Raw genomic sequence first — 23,113 nt, forward strand, 5'->3', positions numbered from 1 at the left:
AAACAAGGTGGCTTAACTAGAGCGGAATATCACTTATAAATACGCTTTTAGTTGTTCAAACAAGTGGGACCACCTCTCTAATTCTATCATGGGCCCTACAAACAAACCCACATAAATATGCAATTCCTTTCAATAGGTTATTACTATCACTTACTAAATAATTCTCGCTCTAGTTTATCTAGACTCTAACACAGCATTCCTTACTCAATTATTTTATGATCTCACGATTAGGGTAAGGTGTGCTTATTTTTCGTATGGTGTATATATATGAACTCAAAACTCACACATCTTTCGCATTCAAAACTTAGTTTTTCCCAATCCCCCACACAGCCAACATTTGAAATTGAACAACTATGCGTACCTGAGGGAAAATCTAAAGTCGAATACTCAGTTCCTTATCAACAATCCTTAAAAGTGGTTGTCTCTAAAGCCAGTAAAACATTTATGTTCAGAGGTGTTTATGAAGGAAAGAAAATCAGCAAGGTCCTTGGCAAATATCCTGATCTCACGTTAGATCAGGCGATTAATATTGTTCTAACATTTCTCGTGAAAATGAAGCAAGGTATTAATCCAATTACAGAATTGGAGCATTTTGAAAATGTAGCGATATTAAGTGATTTCTTTTACAAAACTTACTTACCTCTTGCCAAGCTCAACAAAAAGTCTTGGAAAGATGATATCTCAAGATTCAAAAATCATATTGAGCCCATCTTAGGTGCTATTCAGCTGAATAAAATCACCGCTGCAATGTTAAGTGACTTAATGTTGACAGTAAAAGGAGAAAATCGATCTAATGCCACAGTGAACCGTTCTAGAGCTCTACTCAGTAGCATGTTCAATCTCGCCTTTGAGCGTGAACTGATTGATATTAGTCCAATGAGTCGAGTAAAAAAATTCGTAGAGCAAAATCATATTGAGCGCTATTTATCTGAAGATGAACTCAAGCGCTTAATGAGGGTTCTTGCAAACCATGCCTATTATGGAATTGATAATCAAATCATTGTCGGCATTGTAGAAGTGCTACTGCTAACAGGAGCACGTAAAGGTGAAGTGCTTAACTTAAAATGGAGTGATCTTGATGAGGTTAATCACCTTTGGAAACTTAATGAGAATAAGTCTGGTAAACCACGCATTATTCAGTTGAATAGCCAAGCACAGCAAACCATACGAAAGATGTCACGCAAATATCCGTATGTCTTTGCAAATCCAGCAACCGCTTTGCCATATAACGATATACGTAAAACTTTTCAAAATATTCTGCAAGCAGCACAAATTGAAAATTTTCGTATCCATGACCTTAGACATAACTTTGCCAGCATGGCTGTTAACAATGGTTGCGATATTTATGTTGTTCAGCATTTGCTAGGACATGCTTCACCGACAACCACACAACGTTACGCCCACCTACGTCAGGACACTCTACGTAATGCTTCAGAGATGTTAGCTGAACGTATCAACGAAGCTCGCCCTAATACCTAAACTTTAACTCACATTTTACAGAGCATATGGCGTAAAGCGATATGCTCTAAGGACTCGTCATGCTTAAAAAATCATATGTATTGGAAAAAAATCAATATTTGGCTGATTTGAACTTAAAAACTCCAGCTTCTCAATTTACGTTCTTAGTCGCGCCGACTGGAATTGGTAAGACAACTTTTACAATGGAAGAACTCAAACATCAATTTGAATTGGTAGTCATTTTAGTTCCTACTCAGAACAAAGTCTCTGAGCTGAAAAACCATTATGATACTGTCACTTCAAAATATTTATTTTTTTATGGTAACCATAGCCCCGATGAAAGTGTTCGTAGCTTCAAAGGTGTCATTGTTGCGACTTATGATAAGTTTGACAAAATTATGGGGCTTATGACGCCATCACAAAAATCCAAGGCGTTGTTAGTCGTTGATGAAGCACATAAACTTTATTCAGCAGGGTCATTTCGAGATGATGCACTTACACCTGTGCTTTGGCATTTACAAAATAGAACTATACCCTCAGCACTATGTCTCACTGCAACTAAAACTGATGAACTCTTTAATCAATTAAAGATTAAAGTTGATCATGAATATGTTGTTGAACATAGTGACCCCATAGTACGAAATATTGAAGTCATTTCTTTACTCAAAGGTGACCAATATACCAGTATTGCTGTCATTGAAAAAAGGATTAAGCAGCTTAAGAAAGAGTATGAAAAACTGCCTAAAAATCACCCTCGTAAGACTATGCTTGTACGTGTCAACTCACGAGAGAAATGCCATAATTTTAGATGCTATTTTGAAAAAAAATATAAGCTTAAATGCTTAGTGGTACATAGTAAGTCTAAAAACGACTCTGAAGTTCGAGAAATCTTTGAGTCACAAAAAATTCCTCAAGGTATTGATATCGTCTTTACCACTTCTATTATGGATGAGGCGGTCAATCTGAATAATGAGCAAGTTGAAATAGATTCAGTATTTGTCATCGGTAAACAGGCGCATGTAGAAGAATTAGTCCAATTCATTGGAAGACTTCGTTTAGCAAATGTCCCATGCTGTATTTTATTGCATACTGAGATTTTACAGACAAACCAAAATATTGAAACAGTTCACCAAAAACACCTAAAAATGATGGATGAATTTATCACTAGGGTATACAAAATTGGTGAGGGACTTTCTAGTTTGGTTCATGACTATAAATTCTATCAAAATAAAGAAAAGATTCAAAACATCTATGACAAAATCAATCATATGAACGAGAGTTTCAAAGATTGGTTTGATTGCAAACTATTTACAGTCTATAACGGTAAGTCAATTCAAAATATCGCCAGTTTAGTATCTACACTCTACCAAATGGATACAGGACATATTTACAGTAGCTTTGAATATCTTGCATGGCGCATCAAGAAATTCCTACCTAATAGTGAAATTACTTTCATCGAAAATAATGAGCTTGAAACACCTCAACATGTCAAAGACTTCTTTGATGAGCAAAAAAGCCTGTCTGATCAAGCCTACACAAATAGCATAGATTTGGGAATCAGCATGTTTCTTGATGAGTTTCAGTCTTCTACCTTTATGCCTAAGACCTTAAAGGAAATTTCAGATAAGTTCATTCAAACCAAACAAAAAAACGAAGACTACATAGATGATCTGGTGTTATTCGCTGGTGATGACATTCCGCACCATGAGCAAACTGCTAGGGTATTAAATGAAACGATCTATTTGGCACAACATATCTCTAACCTGCATGACATCAAAGAGATTTTGATTCAGAAAAGATTTAGTGAGATTTCCAAGGTAGCTGAAGCATATGCAAAAAATGAATTCGTAAGGCATATGTTACGAAAATTCTATGGCCGAACCCCTGAGAAGTATTTATTCAATGGGCATAAAATTACTGGTACACAGGCAAGTACATTACTTGCCAATACCATTAAAGCTGTGCAGAAACACACCTATCTCCCAATGCATACGATCATCAAAGAACGACTGATTAAAGGGATGCATTATGATTACAAAACAGATGAAATCGAGGTAGCAACAGGAAAAGCGTTGAACTTTATTGCGACTTATTTTGAGGTCAAAGATCGTAATAAGAACAAACCTGAAAAACGTTATCTCGAATTTCATGGTATTGCTGTAGGTGGTTTTGAGTATTTACATATACACAATCTACAAAATGCCTTTATAGCAACAAAAGTAGATTTTGAGCTGAATGGTAAACGATACGCACCCTATAGTGGTCAGGTCATCAAAGGCAAGTAATCACATTATGCGTGGATCAAAAGCCTTGTAACTCTAACCAAGTTATCTTTATGTCCCAGCAAATGTCCACAATCCCGATATTTTCCGCTCTCGCGTTTTAGGTGAGGCTCGAACCAAAGATATCGGGATTCTGCACAATGTTGCAGCATTACAGTGGGGGATTTTTTTTTTGAATGACAAAAGCTGTACTTGTATTCGGTAGCATCGGCTTGTGAGGAAACTGTAGGGGGAGTTTTGTTATTTTTGAGAAATCATTCTGTTACAACAATTATATGTATGAAATATTATTATCAAGTTAATTGCATTGTCAAATTTTATAATTTTTAGTAATATTTTCAATTAGTTAAAATAAACCATAAGATGCCAAATTTTATTCTATTAGCAACTATTAATGTAAGGAGAATTAAGTGAAAATTTTAAAGATTAATAAAATTGATAATTTTGGTATCTTTAAAAATTTTGATTGGAGTTCAAACTTAGCTAATCCAACCAATCGAAATCAACTGTATGATTTTAAAGATATAAATATTTTTTATGGTCGAAACTATTCAGGAAAAACTAGTCTTTCTAAAATTATACGAGCATTAGAAACAAAAGTTATTTCATCTAAGTATCAACAGCCCGACTTTCAGATTACTTTGGCTGATAATGAAAATACCGTTATTACACAAAATTCATTGAGTAGTTATACTCATCCAATCCATGTTTACAACTCTGACTTTGTTAAGGAAAATTTAAAATTTATTCATGATGATACTCAGGATATTGAATCTTTTTCTGTAACGCTTGGGGGGGGCAACCAACTAATTTTAGACCGTATTCAAGAATTAAAAGATGAATTAGGTTCTAATGAGGAAAACAGGGAATCAGGCATTTTTCTTGATATAAAAAAGAAGAAGGAATATCTCAATCAAGCTATCTTAAATTACAATACGAAAAATAAAGCTTTTGAAAAAATACTTTCTGATAAAACTACTAAAGGTCAGGATTCAATTAAGTATCAATCTATAAAATATGGTGATCAAAATTATGATATTAGAAAGTTAAAAAGCATAGATATACCATGTGTTCTTAAAACAGACTATCTTCCACTGACAGATGATATTAAAACTGATTATGAAAAATTAATATTGCAAATTAAAAAAGATAGACCTACAGCCCTATTAACATTTAGTACCAATTTTTCCAATATTGTGAAAGCTGTTGAAAGCATTCTAAAATCTCAAGTCGGTCAGTCTAATAAAATTAAAGAGTTAGTACAAAATGGGACCTTAAATAAGTGGGTTGAGGTTGGCTTGGAATATCATGAAAGCCGAGCAACCTGTGCCTTTTGTGCCAATACTATTAGCACAGAACGACTAGAATCCTTACGCCAACATTTTGATGAAGAATCACAAAAGTTAAAAGATCGAATTCAAAGTGGCATCACTCAGATAAACCAAGAAAAACAAAAAATAAGCAATATCAATTTTGACATAAACCTTTTTTATGATAGTTTCCATCCAGAATTAAACCATATTAATATGAATATTAACTCTTTAATATTCAAACAAAATGAGTCATTTGATCTATTAATTTCATATCTTAAAGATAAACAAGATAAATTATTCAGTATTGTAAATTTTATATCGCCAATTGATTATTCTGCAGAGATACAGAAATATTTTGATGATATCAACACTATTCGAGATAAACATATCGTGTTGACTGATAGACTGGAACAAGATCAAAACAATGCTAAAAATGCATTAAGACTAAGTCATATTTATCAATTCTTACAAGATATTGATTATGATAATTTGACCAGCGAAATCAATATCTTAAAGCAAGCAACAATTTCCCCTCAAAATGAACTGGATGTGCTTTTAAAAAGAAAAGATGAAATTATTAAAGCTATAGAAAGTAAAGAGGATCAGTTAAGTTCTGAAGGTGAGGCTTGTAGTCGTATCAATAACATATTACAACATGATTTTGGACACCAATCACTGCGTCTAGAACCAATTGAAATCAATGCACACTCAGGTAAAATTATTAAATTTGAGATACAACGGAATAGGGCTAAAGCACATAATTTAAGTGAAGGAGAATGTAGCCTTATTTCTTTTTGTTATTTTTTAGCAAAAATACAAGATGATCTCGATCAGGATAAAAAGCCTATTATTTGGATTGATGACCCTATTAGCAGTTTAGATAGCAATCATGTGTTTTTTATTTACTCTCTAATAAATGATAGAATTTGTGGAGATAAAAAATTCTTACAATTGTTTATATCAACACACAGTTTAGAGTTTTTAAAATATCTCAAAAGATTAGATACAAGCTTTAATAACAACGGCACTACCCCTAATCTAAAAATTCAAAAATATTTAATTCAAAGACAAGAAAACCACTCTTATATTAAAGTAATGCCCATTTATATGAGTGAATATGCTACAGAGTTTAACTACTTATTCCAACAAATACATACATGTGCAACAGCTGACTTAATTAATGATCAGAATTATTCCTGTTTTTATAATTTTGGAAATAATGCAAGGAAATTTATTGAAATTTACTCATTTTATAAATTTCCTAGTCACATGAAAGATGATGATAGATTAAAATTATTTTGGAATGATAATAATCTTCATCGACTTTATATTGGTAGGATAAATAACGAACTATCACATTGTTCGGGTGTATTTGAAAGAGGGATGTCTCTTATGGATGAAGCTGAAATGCAGCGAGCGGCAAAAGCAATTATCATCAAAGTCCAAGATGACATCAGACAATATGAAGCATTGTTGGAAAGCATTGATGTAACAATTTCTAATGACCCTTTACATCCAGATAATCAGCTAGCTTAGTTGTATTAATTTAGACTTACAATGGCCACAATCCCGATATTTTCCGCTCTCGCGTTTCAGGTGAGGCTCGAACCGAAAATATCGGGATTCTGCACCATGTAGCAGCATTGTAGGGGGGAGTTTTGTTATTTTTGAGAAAATTCTTGTGTGATCTGATCTGTGATAACAAGTATTTGATGTGGTTACTCATATATAGATATATAGCATATAATTGACGATTTTTGGCTATCGAAACAAGGGCTTGCGGTCCAAAGCTTTGTCTACAAAGCAAGCATGGTCTTTGCGGTCTATAAAAACTCTTTGCATTTCTGGGGTCTATCTTTGCTGCCCCGTAGTAGACCGCGGTCTTTTTGCGGTTTTCGCGAGTTTTTCTCACAAAAAATAGCTTATTATTCTTATACCTAGCGAAACTCATATTTGACTCATCTCCACCTTAGAAAAGCCAAAAACCTTAAATTTCTTACACTTCCAAATTTATTCGCGGTCTCCTTGATTTTATTCGTTACGACCATCCTAGATAAATACAAGACATTGTTTTATATATTAAAATAATTAAAACTTGTCTCCGCTCATAATCCGTTGGTCCCCAGTTCAAGTCTGGGCGGGCCCACCAAATAAAACAACCACTTAGGTGCATTAATCCTAAGTGGTTTTTTAATATCTAAATCTATGTAAGCACTATGTCAACAAAGTCTATCTATATAAAAAATCAATAACATTACCATTTCATAGACTACTTAACTCTCCAGAGCTTTATTGCAAAAACTTGTTCATCATAATTTATGCGGTGTACTCAAAATTAGAGAATTTTACTGTAGGATATTCGAGGTAGCCAAACTTATACTCTTATCAAATAAAGATAGATTTTCTCTATATAAGAATCTCTTATTGATCAATCAAAATAAATCACACTACAATGATTATTGCTCGTACTTCATTTTTAAATAATGAATTAATCTTTATACCTATAAAAAAACCTATATAAATATAGGTTTTAAATTTTATTTTCAGCGACTAAGGGTTTAAATAAAAATAACTACATAATATTGCCAACCCCAAAGTTGCTAAAACTAAATATGTATTTACAGTATTAAAACTTGCTAAAAATTTCACAATATTCATAAAAACAACAACAATCAACACAAAATGAACACACAAATTATACAATAATATAATGAAGCATTCAGCTCTTTCTTAAACTACCCTTAAAAACAATCATTTTATAAATAAAATATTAAACATTAAATATTAATAACTTAAATACTCTATTCTAAATAAAATATAAATAAAAATAATTATCAATAACATTAGTTACATTTATTTACACCACACCAAGAGAAATTCTTATTACCGTAACAATGACCTAGACTTTAAATTACGTCTATATTTTAATTCATCATAATGCTCTACATCATTTTCAAGGTTTAATTTTAGATTAAATAAATACTATTAAAACTATAAATTAAAAATACATACATTTTTGTCTTAGAAAATCATATAATTCAGCAATAATTCACTTTTAAATATTAAATATATGTCGCTTATTATTGGAATTGATCCAGGTTCACGATTAACAGGTTATGGAATTATTGAAAAAGATGGTCAAAAACTAAAATTTGTAGATGCAGGTACAATTCGCACTGAAACTACAGAAATGCCTGAACGTTTAAAGCGAATTTTTGCTGGTATTGATCGTATTGTAAAGTTCCACGGTCCTACAGAAGCTGCTGTTGAACAAGTTTTTATGGCACAAAATCCAGATTCCGCTTTAAAACTAGGACAAGCACGTGGTGCAGCAATTGCAGCTTTAGTTAATCTAGACTTACAAGTTGCAGAGTATACTGCACGACAAATCAAGCAATCTGTCGTTGGTTATGGGGCTGCAGATAAAGAACAAGTTCAAATGATGGTCATGAAGTTATTAAATCTTTCCATTCATCCACAAGCTGATGCTGCCGATGCTTTAGCAGCAGCAATCTGTCATGCACACGCCTCAGGTAGCATGAGCAAACTCGCTGTGCTCAATGCTTTAGGTGGTATGGCACGTGGACGTAGTCGCAATAGTCGTAGACGATAAGATACAGAATTTACACATTATAAATATGGCGCACCATCTTTTTTTATTTCTCGAATCGAAGGTGCTTTGCTATAAGTCGCAATCAACATTTTACCGATTGTTCTCAAGTTTTTTTGTTGATTTGGATCTATTCGAATCAACATTAATTCTTCATCAACTCGACTATTTTCAATTTCCTTACAAATCACGATATTCTCATTACGTTCAATCACTTTATATTGCGGAAACTCCTGCTGAATTTTTTCTTTTAAACTCAACTTTTTTTTAGATTTTGAATGATCTCGTTGAGTATAAATAATCATGAGAATACATGCCGCAAAAACTATTGCGACAACCAAATACTTTTCTGCCATTTTATTTCACTCAAATATATTTCTGTTGATTTTTAAAATAATCATGCCTATAGCTTTCATGAATTGTAAGAATATAAAATTTTATCAATACATTATGCCGCATAATTTACCACATAATAAACCGCCTCACTCATATGATGTGCCTGCAAGCCACGTTGACCTTGTTGTGCTAAATGATCACCAGCCAAAGCATGCAAAGTCACAATATCATGTAAGCTAATTTGATCTGAAAATTGGGCTTTTAAACTCGCAATCATTCCTGCAAGTACATCCCCCATTCCACCTGTTCCCATGCCTGCATTTCCTACTGAACAAATCCATAAAAGCTGCTGTTCAAGTGTCAAACTACCTGAACCTTTTAACACCCATTGCCCTGCATATTTTTCCTTTAACTGGTAAATCGCAGCAATTCGATCGGTCTCTATTTCAGATACTGAACAATTTAATAACTTTGCAGCTTCGCCAGAATGAGGGGTTAAATAGGTCTGCGCATTCACTTTGATTGGATGAAGGGCTAAAAACCATAGCGCATCAGCATCTAAAACAACATGTAAATGTGTGGTTAAATTTATTTTAGAAAACCATTTCAAAAATTGTTGCTCTGCCCAAACATCACGTCCTAATCCCATTCCTAAGCTGATCGCATCAACTTGATCTAATAAGTTCTGAATGGTTTCATCACTTAATTCATTGATATCACGTAACATGATATTGGGAGATCGTGCCAAAATTGCAGCATGATGTTTTTGATGACAAACCACTGTGACTTTACCTGCACCCGCACTAAATGCTGACTCGGCTGCCATCATCACTGCTCCACCCATTTCAGCATGCCCACCAACAACTAAAACGTGCCCATAACTCCCTTTATGACCAAATGCTTTACGTGGCGGCAAACAAATTTTCGTTGTAGCGAGTTGTGCTAAACTTTGCAACTCGGCATCTGGTGGAATCGCAGAAATAACATCAATTTTTCCTGCATATTCTCGACCTTGTCCTGTTAATAATCCTGCTTTTAACCCCAACACGCTATAAGTCCAATCCGCTTTTACTGCAATGGGTAAGCTTTGTCCTGTATTTGCATGTAAACCGCTCGGTACATCTATAGCAATTTTCAAACCTGTTTGCTGATTAAATTTTTCAATAACGGCTTGCCACTCTTCATTTAATACTCGATTTAAACCAATACCAAACAAAGCATCAATATGACAATCAAACTGCTGATGCTGTTCAAAACCTTGTTGAATATTCACTTGATTATTTTTTGCCAATTGCATTGCTTGATCTAGGTCTTCAGAATGACCCAAAGGTGCAGCAAAAACGGTGACCTGATAACCCAATTGTTGTAAATATTTTGCCAAACAATAACCATCTCCAGCATTATTTCCTGCTCCACACCAAATGGCTATGTTCTGAATTTTAAGCTGATTTTGGGAAAGCTGTTGAGAAAATAAAGTCAATAAACGCTGTGTGATTAACCATGCGACTTGCTGCATCAAGCCAAAAGAACTATTTTGCTGATCAAACCAACGCGCTTCCCATGCTTGAATTTCATGGCTGTGATAAACTTGAACGTGCATTATTCTTCCCTATATCTTCTATGTCAGCTTCTTTATCTTCAACTTCTATTGCATTACAACAGATTGATCCACAACAACTTAAAACGTGGATCAAGGAACAAGCTTTGCAACTTGGCTTTGCTGATTGTGTCATTGCCAAACCTGATGCTCAAGCAGAATTAGCACGATTTAAAGAATATTTAAAACGTGGTTATCATGGTGATATGAAATTTTTAGAAGAAAATTTAGAAAAACGTGCTGATCCAACTTTATTAGTCCCTAATACGAAAAGTATCATTTGTGTGCGTATGAACTATTTGGTCGAAACGCCAAAGCCGCGTTATGTACCTGATGCACCAAATTCTGCCATTATTGCACGTTATGCTCGAGGGCGTGATTATCATAAAGTCATGCGTGGACGACTAAAAACGCTAGCAAATTTAATTAAAGAAAAAATTGGTGATTTTGAATCGCGTCCTTTTGCTGACTCTGCGCCTGTTTTTGAAAAAGCACTGGCTGAAAATGCAGGAATGGGCTGGACAGGTAAGCATACTTTACTCATTCATAAAAAATCAGGCTCATTTTTTGTTTTAGGTGAATTATTTACTTCCCTAGATTTGCCTTTTGATGGACCTACGACCAAACATTGCGGTTCATGTACAGCATGTATTGATATTTGCCCAACGCAAGCAATTGTTGAACCCTATATGTTGGATGCTCGAAAATGTATTGCATATTTAACAATTGAATATAAAGGTGTCATTCCTGAAGAATTAAGACGAGGCATTGGTAACCGAGTTTTTGGTTGTGATGATTGTCAACTGATCTGTCCATGGAATAGCTTTGCAAAAAAAACCAGTATTGAAGATTTCAACCCGCGACATGGGTTAGATCAAGTTTCACTTTTAGACTTATGGCACTGGGATGAAGCAACTTTTTTAACTTGCACAGAAGGCAGTCCAATTCGACGCACAGGATATCAAAGTTTTATGCGAAATATTGCGATTGGTTTAGGTAATGCACCATTTTCACCCCAAATTTTACAAGCTTTAGAGCAACAAAAATCGACTCATGATGAGATTGTGCAAATCCATGTTGACTGGGCGATTGCCGAACAACTGAGAAAATCTAAGGAAAATATCTAAAAAATTTATTTATTTTTCAGCCTCATTTTAAAAGCACGTTCTTTACCAAGTTACTGATATTTGTTTTTTTTAATGACGAATACACTGAAGTTAGCAAAAGTTTCAAACTCATTTATGCGAGTAAATGACGTAAAAAACAGTCAACTTTGTAAGTAAATTACTATTTTTATTTTGAATTTATATGATAATCTTAAGTCAATATGCCAATTACAATTTGGACGTTTTTGCCCTTTGGCTTTGGCATGATTTGTGTATGATAAATACAGATAGCGAGATTTTCAGGGATTTGACCTATGCCTTTAGTACGAAATGATTGGACACGTGACGAGATCCAAGCCTTATATGAACAACCTTTTCTAGACTTGGTGTTTAAAGCTCAACAGATTCACCGTGATCATTTTGAGGCAAACACGATTCAGGTCAGTACACTACTTTCAATCAAAACAGGTAAATGTCCTGAAGATTGTAAATATTGCTCTCAATCAGTACATTATGACTCTAAGCTTGAAGCTGAAAAACGTATTGCTGTAGATAAAGTTATTAGTGAAGCAAAAGAAGCATTAGCTTCTGGTTCATCACGTTTTTGTATGGGCGCTGCTTGGCGTAATCCGCATGAACGCGATATGCCTTATGTGCTCGAAATGGTACGTGAAGTCAAAGCCTTAGGTCTTGAAACCTGTATGACTTTAGGCATGCTCAACCAATCTCAAGCTGAACGTTTACATGAAGCAGGTTTAGATTACTACAACCACAATTTAGACACTTCACGTGAATATTATTCACATATCATTAGCACACGTACTTTTGATGACCGTTTAAACACGCTCGATCATGTACGTAGTGCAGGTATGAAAGTGTGTAGTGGTGGTATTGTTGGTTTAGGTGAAAACCGCAATGACCGTATTGGTTTATTGCAAGAGCTTGCGACTTTACCTACACATCCTGAATCTGTGCCAATCAATATGCTTGTTCCTATTGATGGTACACCATTAGCAGATGTAGAGAAATTGGATGTCACAGAATGGATTCGTACCATTGCAGTGGCACGTATTATCATGCCAAAAAGCTATATTCGCTTGTCAGCAGGACGTGAAGCTTTAACGGATTCAGATCAAGCTTTAGCCTTCATGGCAGGTGCAAACTCATTATTTAGTGGTGAAAAATTATTAACCACGCCAAACGCAGGCGAAGGCAAAGACAAACAACTTTTCAATAAACTTGGTTTAAAAGCTGAAAAAGCTAAACCTACAGCAGCCGAACTCTCTGTGGATGCAATGGCAAGCTAAATAAAGCTAATTCAAAAAGTCATATTTTTAATGAAAAAGCGATATTTAACTTATCGCTTTTTTTATGTACAAAAAAATATGAATCGTACAAATTCATTAGACTTTATAATGAAGTAATCAAAATGCCATATTTTGCATTTAAGTACATCCCTTCTCGGATAATATCTTTGCCATTGGCATGGTTGACAATTAATTCTTGAGTAAAAGCATCATATTGAAAAGAATCAAAGCAATCTTGATGATGGCATAGCCACGTTAAAGTATCAGCTAAGCTTTGATCAACAACGTAGCTATCTAGAGAAAAGTTTTTCGACATTTCAATAAAAATTCAAAATATGAGAATCACTTATTTTAACTGAAATAAAAAAATAAAAACTAAATAAAAATATTGCGATAGATTTATATTATTTTTTCAATATCATCACACTACATTTAAAGCACATAATGTGATGATATTCCGCTTGTATTTTCATATAAAATTAATGAGAAATACCACATTTACGACATTCTTTAGTCACAACAGAGTATTCATTAATCTCATATTCAAATTGGTGTACACACAAAATTTTTTTGATCTTTTGAAACATTCATAACCTCCCATTGTTGAACCTTTTCATGTTTTATCCTAAAACATATATTTTTATAAAGGTGTCTCATATATTTAGCATATTTGTGAACTATTTCAAGTTATATTTACATTATAAAAATTAGACTTTAGTCTATATATTGCCACAACATTTTCAAATAATGATAATTTCATAAATCTTTGTTTTTTAAAATTAAATACCTTTATTTTCGTTACAAAAAAATTGTTAATTTTTTGATTGCTTTCAGCTTATTTTTCGCTAGGATGAAGAAGTATTTTTTCTATTTGATGCTTTTTAAATAGAACGGATTATCTAAAGACCAACCAATTTACAACAAAATAAAGGATAGTATATGCAAGGAAATATGATGCTTCAGCCGCTGCTGATTAGTAATTTAATTGAGCATGCAGCACGTTATCATGGTGATACAGCAATCATTTCTAAAAATACAGATGGCACAATAACAACAACTGATTGGGCACATGTTGCTGAAAATTCAAAACGTTTTGCGAATGCTTTAGCAAGTTTAGGAACAGCACATGGCGACCGTATTGCAACAATTGCATGGAATAACCATCGTCATTTAGAATCTTGGTATGCCATTTCAGGTAGTGGCATGATTTGCCACACCATTAACCCTCGCCTATTTCCAGAACAGCTTGTTTTCATTATTAATGATGCTCAAGACAAAGTTGTTTTATTCGATAAAACTTTTTTACCTTTAATTAGTGCCGTTAAAGCACATACCCCAACTGTTGAGCATTTTATTTGCTTAGGTGCTTTTGACCAAGATGTAGCGACTGCACTACCTGAAGTAAAATTTTACGATGCACTTATTGCAGAAAACTCTGCTGAGTTTGATTGGCCAAACTTTGACGAAAATACAGCAAGTTCTCTTTGCTATACATCAGGTACAACAGGCAACCCGAAAGGTGCTTTATATAGCCACCGTTCAACGATTCTACATACTTATGCCATTTGTTTACCTGACTCTTTAAATCTTTCAGCAAATCATGTGATGTTGCCTGTAGTGCCAATGTTTCATGTGAACGCTTGGGGGACACCTTATGCTGCTGCAATGGTCGGTTGTACTTTTGTTCTTCCTGGTCCAGGCTTAGACGGTGCAAGTCTAGTACAAATGATCGACCAGTATAAAGTGAATATCGCCTTAGGTGTTCCAACCATTTGGCAAGGCTTACTTGCCGCAGCAAAACAATTGGGTAGTAGCTTAGACAGTCTCAATCGTAACGTTGTGGGTGGTTCAGCTTGCCCACCTGCAATGATGAAAGCATTCAGAGATTTATATCACTGTGAAACTATTCACGCATGGGGTATGACTGAAATGAGCCCTCTTGGCACCAGTAATCAGTTGAAAGCCAAACATCAACAATTGTCTTCAGAAGAACAATTAAAAGTTCGTCTGTCACAAGGTCGCCCACCTTTTGGTGTCGATATTCGTATTACAGATGAAGAAAATGGCACTCATGAAGTTGCACGTGACGGTCATACCACGGGTAATTTACAAGTAAAAGGTCATTGGATTATTGAGTCTTATTATGGAAAATCTAACAGTGCGACGACAGCAGATGGTTGGTTTGATACAGGCGATATTGCTTCAGTCAATGAAGATGGCTACCTCCTACTCAGTGACCGTGCTAAAGACCTCATTAAATCAGGTGGGGAATGGATCTCCTCTGTAGAACTTGAAAATATTGCAATGAGTCATCCAAATATTGCGATGGCAGCCGTCATTGCTGCAACTCATCCAAAGTGGGATGAACGCCCTATTGTGATTGCAATCAAACAACAAGGTGCTGAAGTCACTGAAGAAGATGTATTAAACTACTATTCAGATAAAATTGCTAAATGGCAAATTCCAGACAAGGTTATTTTCGTTGATGCAATTCCATTAACAGGTACGGGTAAAATGCTGAAAAAAGACTTACGTGAACAGTATGGTTCTGTACTTTTAGAAAGCTAAAATATTTTTTTATTAAAAATAGCAAGTCATAACTACGCTATAAAGCCACGTTCATCGTGGCTTTTTTATTGCCGATGTTTGAACTTTTAATCATAAATAATTATCTGCAACACTCCTGATTTATGTTATTAATAAAGATAATTTTTCAAAATTCAGATGAGTGTAAAATGTATACAGGTATTGTTCTTGGTACTGAAAAAATTCAAAGTATTGAACAACATGATGGTTATATCACCATTCTAGTCAATAATAGCCAAGGCTTTTTAGATGATGTTTTTATTGGTGCAAGCGTTGCAATTGATGGAACATGCCTAACTGTTACAGCCATTCATCCAGATAAAAAACTGGTCAGTTTTGACATTTCAGATGTAACGCTCTCATTAACAACATTAGGCTTTTTAAAAGCAGATGATTTAGTCAATATTGAACGTTCATTTAAAATTGGTATGGAAAATGGCGGACATAATTTATATGGGCATATTGAAGGTACAGCCCAAGTTACAAACATCATTAAAAATGGACAAACTTTACATTTAGATATTGAAATTCCAAAAGAAAAAATTAAATATTTCTTCTTAAAAGGCTTTATTGGTTTACATGGCTGTAGTCTTACAATCAATCAGGTCAATCAAGCCCAACAGCAAATTTCTGTAGACTTAATTCCTGAAACAATTCGTTTAACTAAATTTGGGCAACTCAATATTGGCGACTATTTAAATTTTGAAATTGACCAAACAACACGTACTTTGGTTGATACACTTGAAAATATTTATGCTCAGCGTGGGCTAAATGCAGTTTAATTTTTTAACTGAGATGGTGCATGATAAGTTTGTTGAATTAATTCTTTTTTAATTTCGATAAGCTTGTGTTGATTGTTAGGTTTAAAACCTTCGATCAACCAAGCACCATCCGCAGCATAACGCAATAGCTGTAAATGCATACTTTGATCAGTGATTTGATGTTTGACTAAACGCTGCTCTAACCACTGATTCCATTGCTGACAAAAAGTATGATCTGAAATAAAAGTCATACATAATGCTGACCATAATGATCCGATCCCAAAACTTTCACTTGTTAATGTTAATTCAATATAAGCTCTTGTAAAACAACCATATTGGTCATGCTCAACTGCTACATATTTTTCAATTTCTTGATCTATTTTTTGCATTGCAGTTTCAATCATTGCCGTAATTAAAATTTGTTTATTTGCAAAATGATGAAATACACCGCCTTTGCTCACATCGGATAAAGTTGCAACAGCTTGAATAGAGACACCACTAAGACCATTTTCCGCTGCGAGGCGCATTGTGTTTTCTAAAATTAATTGACGGACTTTTTCAGGCTGTTTTTTCCGCTGATGTAAATTACTCATTTTATTTTATCAATGCCCTGCTGTTGAAGAAAATAAATTAATAACAACAACCCCTGAAATAATCAAGGCTATGCCCAATATTGCCGCTAAATCAAGAGTTTGCTTAAAGACAAAGAAACCAATAAAAGCAGTCAACACGATCCCAACGCCAGCCCAAATTGCATAAGTGATTCCTAAAGGAATAACTTTAACAACTTGAGATAATAAATAAAAAGCGATGCTATATAAAACAATCACTGCAAGCGACGGTAGTAACTTGCTGAAACCTTCTGATTTAACAATAAAGGTTGAGCCAATAACCTCTGAAACAATTGCTAAAGCCAACAATGCATAAGCATTTAATAATGGACTCATCTTTTTCTCGCATACATAAACATACCATCTGGTTGGTATCTTATATAGAGATAAATTATTTGTCTTATTTAACATGACTTTTTATGTTTATAAATGTAAAAATGAAATCTATTTTTTTAATTTAGCTATTACAGTATTATTCACATTAAATTTAAAAAACTAACCATGAAATAAAAGTAATTTGACTCAACTTCACACAAAAATTGAAGTCCTTTTCTCATAATTTCAATCCATAATAAAATACATTATTGATCAATTATAAAATCTGTTGATGCAATTTTTGCAAAAAGGCATCCGCATCTAATTTACTCATAAAAGATTTTTGATAAGACCCTGTTGCTGTCTGATGATTAGGCGTATATTCAATTTCGATTAAGAAATTTTGATTTATCATACTTTTAGAAACATGTATTGCAATAATATGCGATGAGTTTAAATAAAAACCATCTTCAATTTTAACCAACATTACAGTACCTCAACATCTTACAGGGAGAAATAATAAAAAAGCCCATCTTTAGATGAGCTTATTATTTAAATAATTTAAGCATGAATTTTACTTCAATTTAACACTGATGAAAAACTTTTATCCCTGCTACATTCAAATATATATAAAATAAAATGTAACTCAGATGTAAAGTAATTAAACTAAAACAACCAAAGACAATCAATTCAAACAAAATTGTTAGACACTTTCTGATTTTGTCAAAAAAATTTAATGTTAGAGTAAATATTAAGTGATGCAAGTCACATTATTAATAAAAGATATTTAATTTTAAATCTCTTTTATGGAGGTTATTCACATGAACTATTTAATTATTTTAAACTCTCTCTACCCAGATCATTTTGATGAAGTAAATAAAACGATTGAAGATTATGATCATTCAATTCGTGTTAACCAATCAACATGGCTGATCAATACCAAGTATGATGCTGTAATTATCAGACAACATCTGGCTAATGTTATGAGTATTCATGATTCATTATTGGTATTTAAAGTCAATAATGAGTTTTCAATTGCCAATCATCTTGATATCAATGATTGGTTAGAAGACATGCAATACAATACTTTAGTTGCTATTTCTTAACCCTTTCCCCCTCTTTTAAAAATGAAGGATGGATAAGGCAAAATGTTCAAAAATCATTTTTCAAGTTATTACCTTCTTTTTCTACATCAGTAGTCAAATTGTAGAAAAAGAAGGCTTAGCGACTTATTCAAAATTTCTTTATAAAATCAAATTCATAACAAAGTATAATGAAGTAAGCCGTTATTGCTCAAGACGAACTTGATAGCCACATTGTGTTGCTGAACAAGTTGCATCTGTAATCACAGTACCATCATCTTGTGATAAATAGTCAACTGTTCCACCTTCTGTGATCGCCGAATATAAACTTTGCCATTCCTCTCCTAAAAGTTTTTTACTTATTGTTTTAATCTGTTGATTTGTTTCTGAAGCTTCATTTGGAGATTTTTTAAATGACCAACTCACATCAATAAACTCTTTTGCAATTCCAATAACTAAATAATTGTTTTTAGAGTCTTTATAATAGTAACTGGTAATATTATCTTCACTTTTTTCTGTTTTTAGTACAGGTAAAGTGATCATTTTTAATAGATCTTGTGCATTTTGAGGGGGTTGGGCATAACTCAATGTGCTGTAACAAAATAAAGTGGTTACACCTAGCGCTATTTTTTTTAAAAGCACTTGCATTTTTCAGTCTCATTTTTATCTAAGTGCCCAATTTTACATTGAAATATAAAATAAAAAACGGCTTATTTACAGAAATCAAAACATAATTTATATACCGTCTTTTATTTTTATCATGAAAATACTCAATAAAACATTGAACAGCATTTTTTAATAAAAATTCAAAATATCTCTCACTATTTTATCATTACAAGACCTAAAGCAAATAAAAAACATTTCCAAATACAACAGTGTAAATATATTCAAACCTTTAGTAAGATTAAGAACCGCTTTGTATCCCTTTTATTACAAATTAAGATTTAAAAAATATTTTACTATACGGTAAAGACTCAATCACATTTGAAATAGGAATTGTTCTAATGACTACGATTAATGTTGAAAGTATCAATAATCATGCTGATGTTATTGCATCTTGTGGAACTAAAGTTGGTGAGGTGGATCATTTACATGGCAATGATCAAATTAAATTAACTAAACATGGGGATGGGTATCATCATTTGATTCCAACATCATGGGTAAGCCAAGCCACTGATAATAAAGTGATACTCAATAAAGACTCACAAGAAGTGAAAGATAATTGGGTTCAAATCTAAATATTCTTTTAAATGCTAGTTGATAGCTTTCATCGCAAAGCTATCCTTTTTAATCTCAATGAATGTATTCAATATCTAGTGATATCAATCCATTAATAAGCTTTCTACTTTAACTTGTATAACAAATTGTTAATCATCAAGTTTAAATCCAGATTATATTAAAAATCATGTGAGTAATAAATATTACTCACTTCATCTCCATCCATGTATGATCATCTTAATCTATGCTATAAATTATTGATATTAATAAATTATATCTTAACAGACATGTTACAACTCAAAAGGTAGCCCTATGTTGAAATCAAGAACAAAGAAAATATTATTTATTAGTGGTCTGATTTTATTAGCAGCCGTGACCTTAGCCAATATCGGTGCTGAAAAAATACCTACAGCACAACAAGTAGATTTAACAAAATATTTAGGAACATGGCATGAGATAGCCCGTAAGCCCTTATTTTTTCAAAAAAAGTGTGATTATAATGTGACAGCACATTATTCTTTAAATGAACAAGGCAATCTTAAAGTAGATAATCAATGCTGGGATCAAAATCATAATTTACAGCAATCAATTGGTGAAGCTTTTGTAAAAAATGCCCCAGAAAACACGAAACTTACCGTAAGCTTTCTACCGAATGCGATTCGTTGGTTACCTGTAGCTCGTAGTGATTATTGGATTTTAAAAATTGATCAAAATTATCAAGTCGTTTTAGTCGGTAGTCCAAATAAAAAATACCTATGGATATTAAGTCGCTCACCAAAGATTGAGCAGACCGTACTGGATGAATATTTAAATTATGCTAAAAGTTTAGGTTTTGATTTGTCTGATCTGACTTATACAGTACATAAATCAAAAGAGTAATTGTAATGTAATAAAAAATGCCAACTTTATATTAGCATTTTTATGATCTGTGAAGACATCAAAACTTAGCATTTAATACTTGATTATTTACTTTATTTTTCCAAAGATCACGTAAAATAGGTAAATAGAATTTCTCACCAAGCTCCACCAATTCAGCATCAATCAAAGCATGAATCTCATGCATAAAAAGATAATCCAAATCTACTGTTTTAAGTTGTTTTTGACTTTGCAAGAACGCTTTACGTTTTGCTTGAGCTGTTTTTACCAACTGATCCGCATAGTTTTTATCTTTAAATTGACGAATCGCTTGTAAACGTAATTCAATCACACCCCAACCGCTTAATAATAATTTAAATGTCTCAAAATCTTGTGTTGTTGATTCCCAAGTCATATTTTCTAAATTTTCATCTTGTGGAAGAACAGGCAACAACAACTCCATAACACTCGGAAAAATCTTTTTAAAACCTAAAATAAATTTAACAGGATGTTCACCTGGATAATCTTTAAATTGAACATTTTTTTGAACATCTGTTAAATAGATAGAGAGCATTAAGAAAATCCTTAAGTAAGATACTGTTTTTTATCATTTTGCACTTAATCAAAAAAATAAAGCAAAATGAAAACAGAAAAAGAAAGGCATTTTAACAATTTTGACAGTTTATTCAATGTTAATAGCCTTTCAAAAGTCATTTCAAAACTCAACACAGTAAATCTGAAAACGCGCAGGATATTCATCCTAGATACTTTTTTAGAGCAATTGAAATTGCTTTATTATTTTACACGTTGTAAATGCTCATCAATAATCACTTCACCATCTTCCTTGCTGAATGGCTTTAATTGCGGTGCGGACAGAAGATCAAGAACAAGTTCTGACGGTCGACACAATCGAGTACCAAGTGCTGTACGGACAAAAGGACGATTGATCAAAATTGGATATTTCAGCATAAAATCCAGCAATTGCTCATCACTCCAATCAGATTGCGCCAATTTTAATGTTTCATAAGGCTCGACATTATGACGTATGGCTGCATGAACACTTAACCCTGATTGCTGAATTAAATCAATCAGCTCTGCTTTACTTGGCGGATTTTGCAGATATTCAATGATTTCAGGTTCCTGTCCTGAATTTCGAATCAATGCCAAAGTATTGCGTGATGTGCCACAGGCTGGATTATGGTAAATCTTAATGTTTTGTGACATGAGATCGCTCAATCGAAATGGATATTGCATTTATATATGGATATCCGTATATTCGCAATAGTAAATATATTGGAAAATACCGACATGAACCAAGTCGATTTTTTTAAATGTCTTTCAGACCCAACGCGTTTAGATATTTTGAAACTGGTGATTGAAAAACAAAATGTCTGTGTCTGTGAGCTCACGGAGCAACTCGAACTCAGCCAGCCGAAAATTTCCAGACATCTGGCACTGCTCAGAAATCTTGCCATTTTACAAGATGAGCGTCGTGGACAATGGGTGTATTACGCTTTGCATCCTGATCTTCCCGAATGGGCGCAGTCTGTTTTAAGCATCATGGCACACGAGCATCCATCCACCATCCTGAAAAACCATCAACATTCTGTATCCATCCATTGCGAGTAGTACATGGCTGCAAAACTTTCGTTTTTAGACCGTAACTTAACGCTATGGATTTTTATTGCCATGGCTGTCGGGGTTGCCATTGGAGTGTGGTTTCCACAGGCATCGGTTGCACTGAACCAGCTCAGCATCGACTCAGTCAATATTCCCATTGCAATTGGCTTGATTTTGATGATGTATCCTCCGCTTGCCAAAGTTGACTATGCCACCCTGCCACAGGTCTTTAAAGACAAGCGAACCCTGACTTTATCCTTGTTGCAAAACTGGTTGATTGCACCATGTTTAATGTTTGGATTGGCGATCATCTTTTTGCAAAGTTATCCTGAATACATGACAGGATTGATTTTGATCGGACTGGCACGGTGTATCGCCATGGTTTTGGTGTGGAATAATCTCGCCTGTGGTGATAATCAATATGTTGCTGCGCTGGTCGCATTTAACAGTATTTTTCAGATCCTGTTTTTCAGTACCTATGCATGGTTATTCCTGAGCTTTTTACCGCCATTTTTTGGGGTGGAAGCGCAAATCATTCAGGTTAGTTTCTGGACCATTACCCATGCAGTGCTGATTTATCTGGGTATTCCATTTTTATTGGGTTTTCTGACCCGATGGATCTTGGTTAAACAAAAGGGATTGGCATGGTATCAAAACAGCTTCATTCCTAAAATCAGCCCGCTCAGCTTAATTGCCTTACTGTTGACCATTGCGGCAATGTTCAGCCTGAAAGGTGCCGATGTAGTTCGCCTGCCTCTGGATGTTCTGCGTATTGCTATTCCATTGACACTTTATTTTGTGGTGATGTTTTTCATCAGCTTTTTTATGAGCAAATGGATGGGCAATGACTATGCCAAAACCACTGCCATTTCCTTTACCGCAGCCGGCAATAACTTTGAATTGGCACTTGCCGTCGCCATTGCCACCTTTGGTTTGGCATCGCCTGTGGCATTTACCACTGTGATTGGTCCCTTGGTCGAAGTGCCCGTGCTGATCAGTCTGGTGGGTGTGTCACTGTGGTTAAAAAAGAAATATTTTTAAAAAGTTAAATGATAT

The 23,113-nt window shown here is 33.9% G+C and carries 22 protein-coding genes; 13 read left to right on the plus strand and 9 right to left on the minus strand.

Features of this window, described 5'->3' with window-relative positions; all coding sequences use genetic code 11:
• Nucleotides 1-267 precede the first annotated feature (267 nt).
• The 4 genes from HX005_RS14005 (at nucleotide 268) to ruvC (ending at nucleotide 8,666) form a co-directional block, all read left to right on the plus strand.
• The gene (locus HX005_RS14005) at nucleotides 268-1,479 is read left to right on the plus strand and encodes a site-specific integrase (protein ID WP_286377818.1); all 1,212 of its coding nucleotides are present in this window, start codon (nucleotides 268-270) and stop codon (nucleotides 1,477-1,479) included.
• A gap of 59 nt (nucleotides 1,480-1,538) precedes the next feature.
• A complete protein-coding gene (locus tag HX005_RS14010) occupies nucleotides 1,539-3,743 on the plus strand; it encodes a DEAD/DEAH box helicase (RefSeq protein ID WP_286377819.1) in 2,205 nt (734 codons plus the stop codon).
• Between the two features lie 407 nt (nucleotides 3,744-4,150).
• Nucleotides 4,151-6,589: an AAA family ATPase gene (locus HX005_RS14015; RefSeq protein ID WP_286377820.1), complete on the plus strand. Its 2,439-nt coding sequence runs from the start codon at nucleotides 4,151-4,153 to the stop codon at nucleotides 6,587-6,589.
• 1,534 nt (nucleotides 6,590-8,123) lie between these two features.
• A complete protein-coding gene (gene ruvC, locus HX005_RS14020; RefSeq protein WP_107009099.1) occupies nucleotides 8,124-8,666 on the plus strand; it encodes a crossover junction endodeoxyribonuclease RuvC in 543 nt (180 codons plus the stop codon).
• 17 nt (nucleotides 8,667-8,683) lie between these two features.
• On the opposite strand, the gene HX005_RS14025 is transcribed toward ruvC, so the two are convergent.
• The gene (locus HX005_RS14025) at nucleotides 8,684-9,019 is read right to left on the minus strand and encodes a hypothetical protein (RefSeq protein WP_286377821.1); all 336 of its coding nucleotides are present in this window, start codon (nucleotides 9,017-9,019) and stop codon (nucleotides 8,684-8,686) included.
• Between the two features lie 92 nt (nucleotides 9,020-9,111).
• Entirely contained in the window at nucleotides 9,112-10,599 is a 1,488-nt protein-coding gene (locus tag HX005_RS14030; RefSeq protein WP_286377822.1) for an NAD(P)H-hydrate dehydratase, read from the minus strand.
• Between the two features lie 20 nt (nucleotides 10,600-10,619).
• On the opposite strand from HX005_RS14030, the gene queG reads away from it, so the two are divergent.
• Both queG and bioB read left to right on the plus strand, forming a co-directional pair.
• Complete coding sequence (gene queG, locus HX005_RS14035; RefSeq protein WP_107009146.1) at nucleotides 10,620-11,723, plus strand: tRNA epoxyqueuosine(34) reductase QueG; 1,104 nt, start codon at nucleotides 10,620-10,622, stop codon at nucleotides 11,721-11,723.
• A 293-nt stretch (nucleotides 11,724-12,016) separates the two neighbouring features.
• Nucleotides 12,017-13,009, plus strand: coding sequence for a biotin synthase BioB (gene bioB / locus HX005_RS14040; RefSeq protein WP_107009102.1), 993 nt, complete (start codon nucleotides 12,017-12,019; stop codon nucleotides 13,007-13,009).
• Nucleotides 13,010-13,112: 103 nt separating this feature from the next.
• On the opposite strand, the gene HX005_RS14045 is transcribed toward bioB, so the two are convergent.
• Complete coding sequence (locus HX005_RS14045; protein WP_286377823.1) at nucleotides 13,113-13,325, minus strand: hypothetical protein; 213 nt, start codon at nucleotides 13,323-13,325, stop codon at nucleotides 13,113-13,115.
• A 623-nt stretch (nucleotides 13,326-13,948) separates the two neighbouring features.
• Between HX005_RS14045 and HX005_RS14050 the strand changes: the two genes are divergently transcribed.
• On the plus strand, nucleotides 13,949-15,577 hold the full coding sequence (locus tag HX005_RS14050) for a long-chain-fatty-acid--CoA ligase (RefSeq protein WP_286377824.1): 1,629 nt from the start codon (nucleotides 13,949-13,951) through the stop codon (nucleotides 15,575-15,577).
• Nucleotides 15,578-15,744: 167 nt separating this feature from the next.
• Nucleotides 15,745-16,377, plus strand: coding sequence for a riboflavin synthase subunit alpha (locus HX005_RS14055; protein WP_107009105.1), 633 nt, complete (start codon nucleotides 15,745-15,747; stop codon nucleotides 16,375-16,377).
• Here the strand turns inward: HX005_RS14055 and HX005_RS14060 are convergent.
• From HX005_RS14060 to HX005_RS14070, 3 genes are all read right to left on the minus strand, one after another.
• Complete coding sequence (locus tag HX005_RS14060; protein WP_286377825.1) at nucleotides 16,374-16,949, minus strand: TetR/AcrR family transcriptional regulator; 576 nt, start codon at nucleotides 16,947-16,949, stop codon at nucleotides 16,374-16,376. The two genes, HX005_RS14055 and HX005_RS14060, sit on opposite strands and share 4 nt — an antisense overlap.
• Before the next feature lie 9 nt (nucleotides 16,950-16,958).
• Nucleotides 16,959-17,303, minus strand: coding sequence for an SMR family transporter (locus HX005_RS14065; RefSeq protein ID WP_107009107.1), 345 nt, complete (start codon nucleotides 17,301-17,303; stop codon nucleotides 16,959-16,961).
• Nucleotides 17,304-17,559: 256 nt separating this feature from the next.
• A complete protein-coding gene (locus HX005_RS14070) occupies nucleotides 17,560-17,769 on the minus strand; it encodes a hypothetical protein (protein WP_107009108.1) in 210 nt (69 codons plus the stop codon).
• Between the two features lie 334 nt (nucleotides 17,770-18,103).
• On the opposite strand from HX005_RS14070, the gene HX005_RS14075 reads away from it, so the two are divergent.
• Nucleotides 18,104-18,388: a hypothetical protein gene (locus HX005_RS14075; protein WP_107009109.1), complete on the plus strand. Its 285-nt coding sequence runs from the start codon at nucleotides 18,104-18,106 to the stop codon at nucleotides 18,386-18,388.
• Nucleotides 18,389-18,568: 180 nt separating this feature from the next.
• Here the strand turns inward: HX005_RS14075 and HX005_RS14080 are convergent, their stop codons facing one another.
• Nucleotides 18,569-19,012 carry a hypothetical protein gene (locus HX005_RS14080; protein ID WP_286377826.1) on the minus strand — a complete coding sequence of 148 codons (444 nt, stop codon included), beginning with the start codon at nucleotides 19,010-19,012 and terminating at the stop codon, nucleotides 18,569-18,571.
• Nucleotides 19,013-19,368: 356 nt separating this feature from the next.
• On the opposite strand from HX005_RS14080, the gene HX005_RS14085 reads away from it, so the two are divergent.
• Complete coding sequence (locus tag HX005_RS14085) at nucleotides 19,369-19,602, plus strand: DUF2171 domain-containing protein (protein ID WP_286377827.1); 234 nt, start codon at nucleotides 19,369-19,371, stop codon at nucleotides 19,600-19,602.
• Between the two features lie 292 nt (nucleotides 19,603-19,894).
• A complete protein-coding gene (locus tag HX005_RS14090) occupies nucleotides 19,895-20,461 on the plus strand; it encodes a lipocalin family protein (RefSeq protein WP_286377828.1) in 567 nt (188 codons plus the stop codon).
• Nucleotides 20,462-20,519: 58 nt separating this feature from the next.
• Here the strand turns inward: HX005_RS14090 and HX005_RS14095 are convergent, their stop codons facing one another.
• Together HX005_RS14095 and arsC are read right to left on the minus strand one after the other, a co-directional pair.
• Nucleotides 20,520-21,011: a hypothetical protein gene (locus HX005_RS14095; RefSeq protein ID WP_107009113.1), complete on the minus strand. Its 492-nt coding sequence runs from the start codon at nucleotides 21,009-21,011 to the stop codon at nucleotides 20,520-20,522.
• Between the two features lie 221 nt (nucleotides 21,012-21,232).
• Nucleotides 21,233-21,661, minus strand: coding sequence for an arsenate reductase (glutaredoxin) (gene arsC / locus HX005_RS14100; RefSeq protein WP_286377829.1), 429 nt, complete (start codon nucleotides 21,659-21,661; stop codon nucleotides 21,233-21,235).
• Between the two features lie 84 nt (nucleotides 21,662-21,745).
• Here arsC and HX005_RS14105 point away from each other — a divergent pair, with 84 nt between their 5' ends.
• Together HX005_RS14105 and arsB are read left to right on the plus strand one after the other, a co-directional pair.
• Complete coding sequence (locus tag HX005_RS14105) at nucleotides 21,746-22,066, plus strand: ArsR/SmtB family transcription factor (protein ID WP_286377830.1); 321 nt, start codon at nucleotides 21,746-21,748, stop codon at nucleotides 22,064-22,066.
• A 3-nt stretch (nucleotides 22,067-22,069) separates the two neighbouring features.
• Entirely contained in the window at nucleotides 22,070-23,098 is a 1,029-nt protein-coding gene (gene arsB, locus HX005_RS14110) for an ACR3 family arsenite efflux transporter (protein ID WP_286377831.1), read from the plus strand.
• Nucleotides 23,099-23,113 lie beyond the last annotated feature (15 nt).

Source organism: Acinetobacter sp. R933-2 (genome assembly GCF_030325485.1).
Taxonomy (GTDB): domain Bacteria; phylum Pseudomonadota; class Gammaproteobacteria; order Pseudomonadales; family Moraxellaceae; genus Acinetobacter; species Acinetobacter sichuanensis.

Bases quoted from the DNA above. Each gene is read 5' to 3' on its own strand.
- HX005_RS14045 (WP_286377823.1), bottom strand. From the start codon at position 13,325: ATGTCGAAAAACTTTTCTCTAGATAGCTACGTTGTTGATCAAAGCTTA.
- HX005_RS14055 (WP_107009105.1), top strand. From the start codon at position 15,745: ATGTATACAGGTATTGTTCTTGGTACTGAAAAAATTCAAAGTATTGAA.
- queG (WP_107009146.1), top strand. From the start codon at position 10,620: ATGTCAGCTTCTTTATCTTCAACTTCTATTGCATTACAACAGATTGAT.
- arsB (WP_286377831.1), top strand. From the start codon at position 22,070: ATGGCTGCAAAACTTTCGTTTTTAGACCGTAACTTAACGCTATGGATT.
- bioB (WP_107009102.1), top strand. From the start codon at position 12,017: ATGCCTTTAGTACGAAATGATTGGACACGTGACGAGATCCAAGCCTTA.
- arsC (WP_286377829.1), bottom strand. From the start codon at position 21,661: ATGTCACAAAACATTAAGATTTACCATAATCCAGCCTGTGGCACATCA.
- HX005_RS14060 (WP_286377825.1), bottom strand. From the start codon at position 16,949: ATGAGTAATTTACATCAGCGGAAAAAACAGCCTGAAAAAGTCCGTCAA.
- HX005_RS14090 (WP_286377828.1), top strand. From the start codon at position 19,895: ATGTTGAAATCAAGAACAAAGAAAATATTATTTATTAGTGGTCTGATT.
- HX005_RS14080 (WP_286377826.1), bottom strand. From the start codon at position 19,012: ATGCAAGTGCTTTTAAAAAAAATAGCGCTAGGTGTAACCACTTTATTT.
- HX005_RS14105 (WP_286377830.1), top strand. From the start codon at position 21,746: ATGAACCAAGTCGATTTTTTTAAATGTCTTTCAGACCCAACGCGTTTA.
- HX005_RS14030 (WP_286377822.1), bottom strand. From the start codon at position 10,599: ATGCACGTTCAAGTTTATCACAGCCATGAAATTCAAGCATGGGAAGCG.
- HX005_RS14065 (WP_107009107.1), bottom strand. From the start codon at position 17,303: ATGAGTCCATTATTAAATGCTTATGCATTGTTGGCTTTAGCAATTGTT.
- HX005_RS14075 (WP_107009109.1), top strand. From the start codon at position 18,104: ATGAACTATTTAATTATTTTAAACTCTCTCTACCCAGATCATTTTGAT.
- HX005_RS14050 (WP_286377824.1), top strand. From the start codon at position 13,949: ATGCAAGGAAATATGATGCTTCAGCCGCTGCTGATTAGTAATTTAATT.
- HX005_RS14025 (WP_286377821.1), bottom strand. From the start codon at position 9,019: ATGGCAGAAAAGTATTTGGTTGTCGCAATAGTTTTTGCGGCATGTATT.
- HX005_RS14010 (WP_286377819.1), top strand. From the start codon at position 1,539: ATGCTTAAAAAATCATATGTATTGGAAAAAAATCAATATTTGGCTGAT.
- HX005_RS14070 (WP_107009108.1), bottom strand. From the start codon at position 17,769: ATGTTGGTTAAAATTGAAGATGGTTTTTATTTAAACTCATCGCATATT.
- HX005_RS14085 (WP_286377827.1), top strand. From the start codon at position 19,369: ATGACTACGATTAATGTTGAAAGTATCAATAATCATGCTGATGTTATT.
- HX005_RS14005 (WP_286377818.1), top strand. From the start codon at position 268: ATGAACTCAAAACTCACACATCTTTCGCATTCAAAACTTAGTTTTTCC.
- ruvC (WP_107009099.1), top strand. From the start codon at position 8,124: ATGTCGCTTATTATTGGAATTGATCCAGGTTCACGATTAACAGGTTAT.
- HX005_RS14095 (WP_107009113.1), bottom strand. From the start codon at position 21,011: ATGCTCTCTATCTATTTAACAGATGTTCAAAAAAATGTTCAATTTAAA.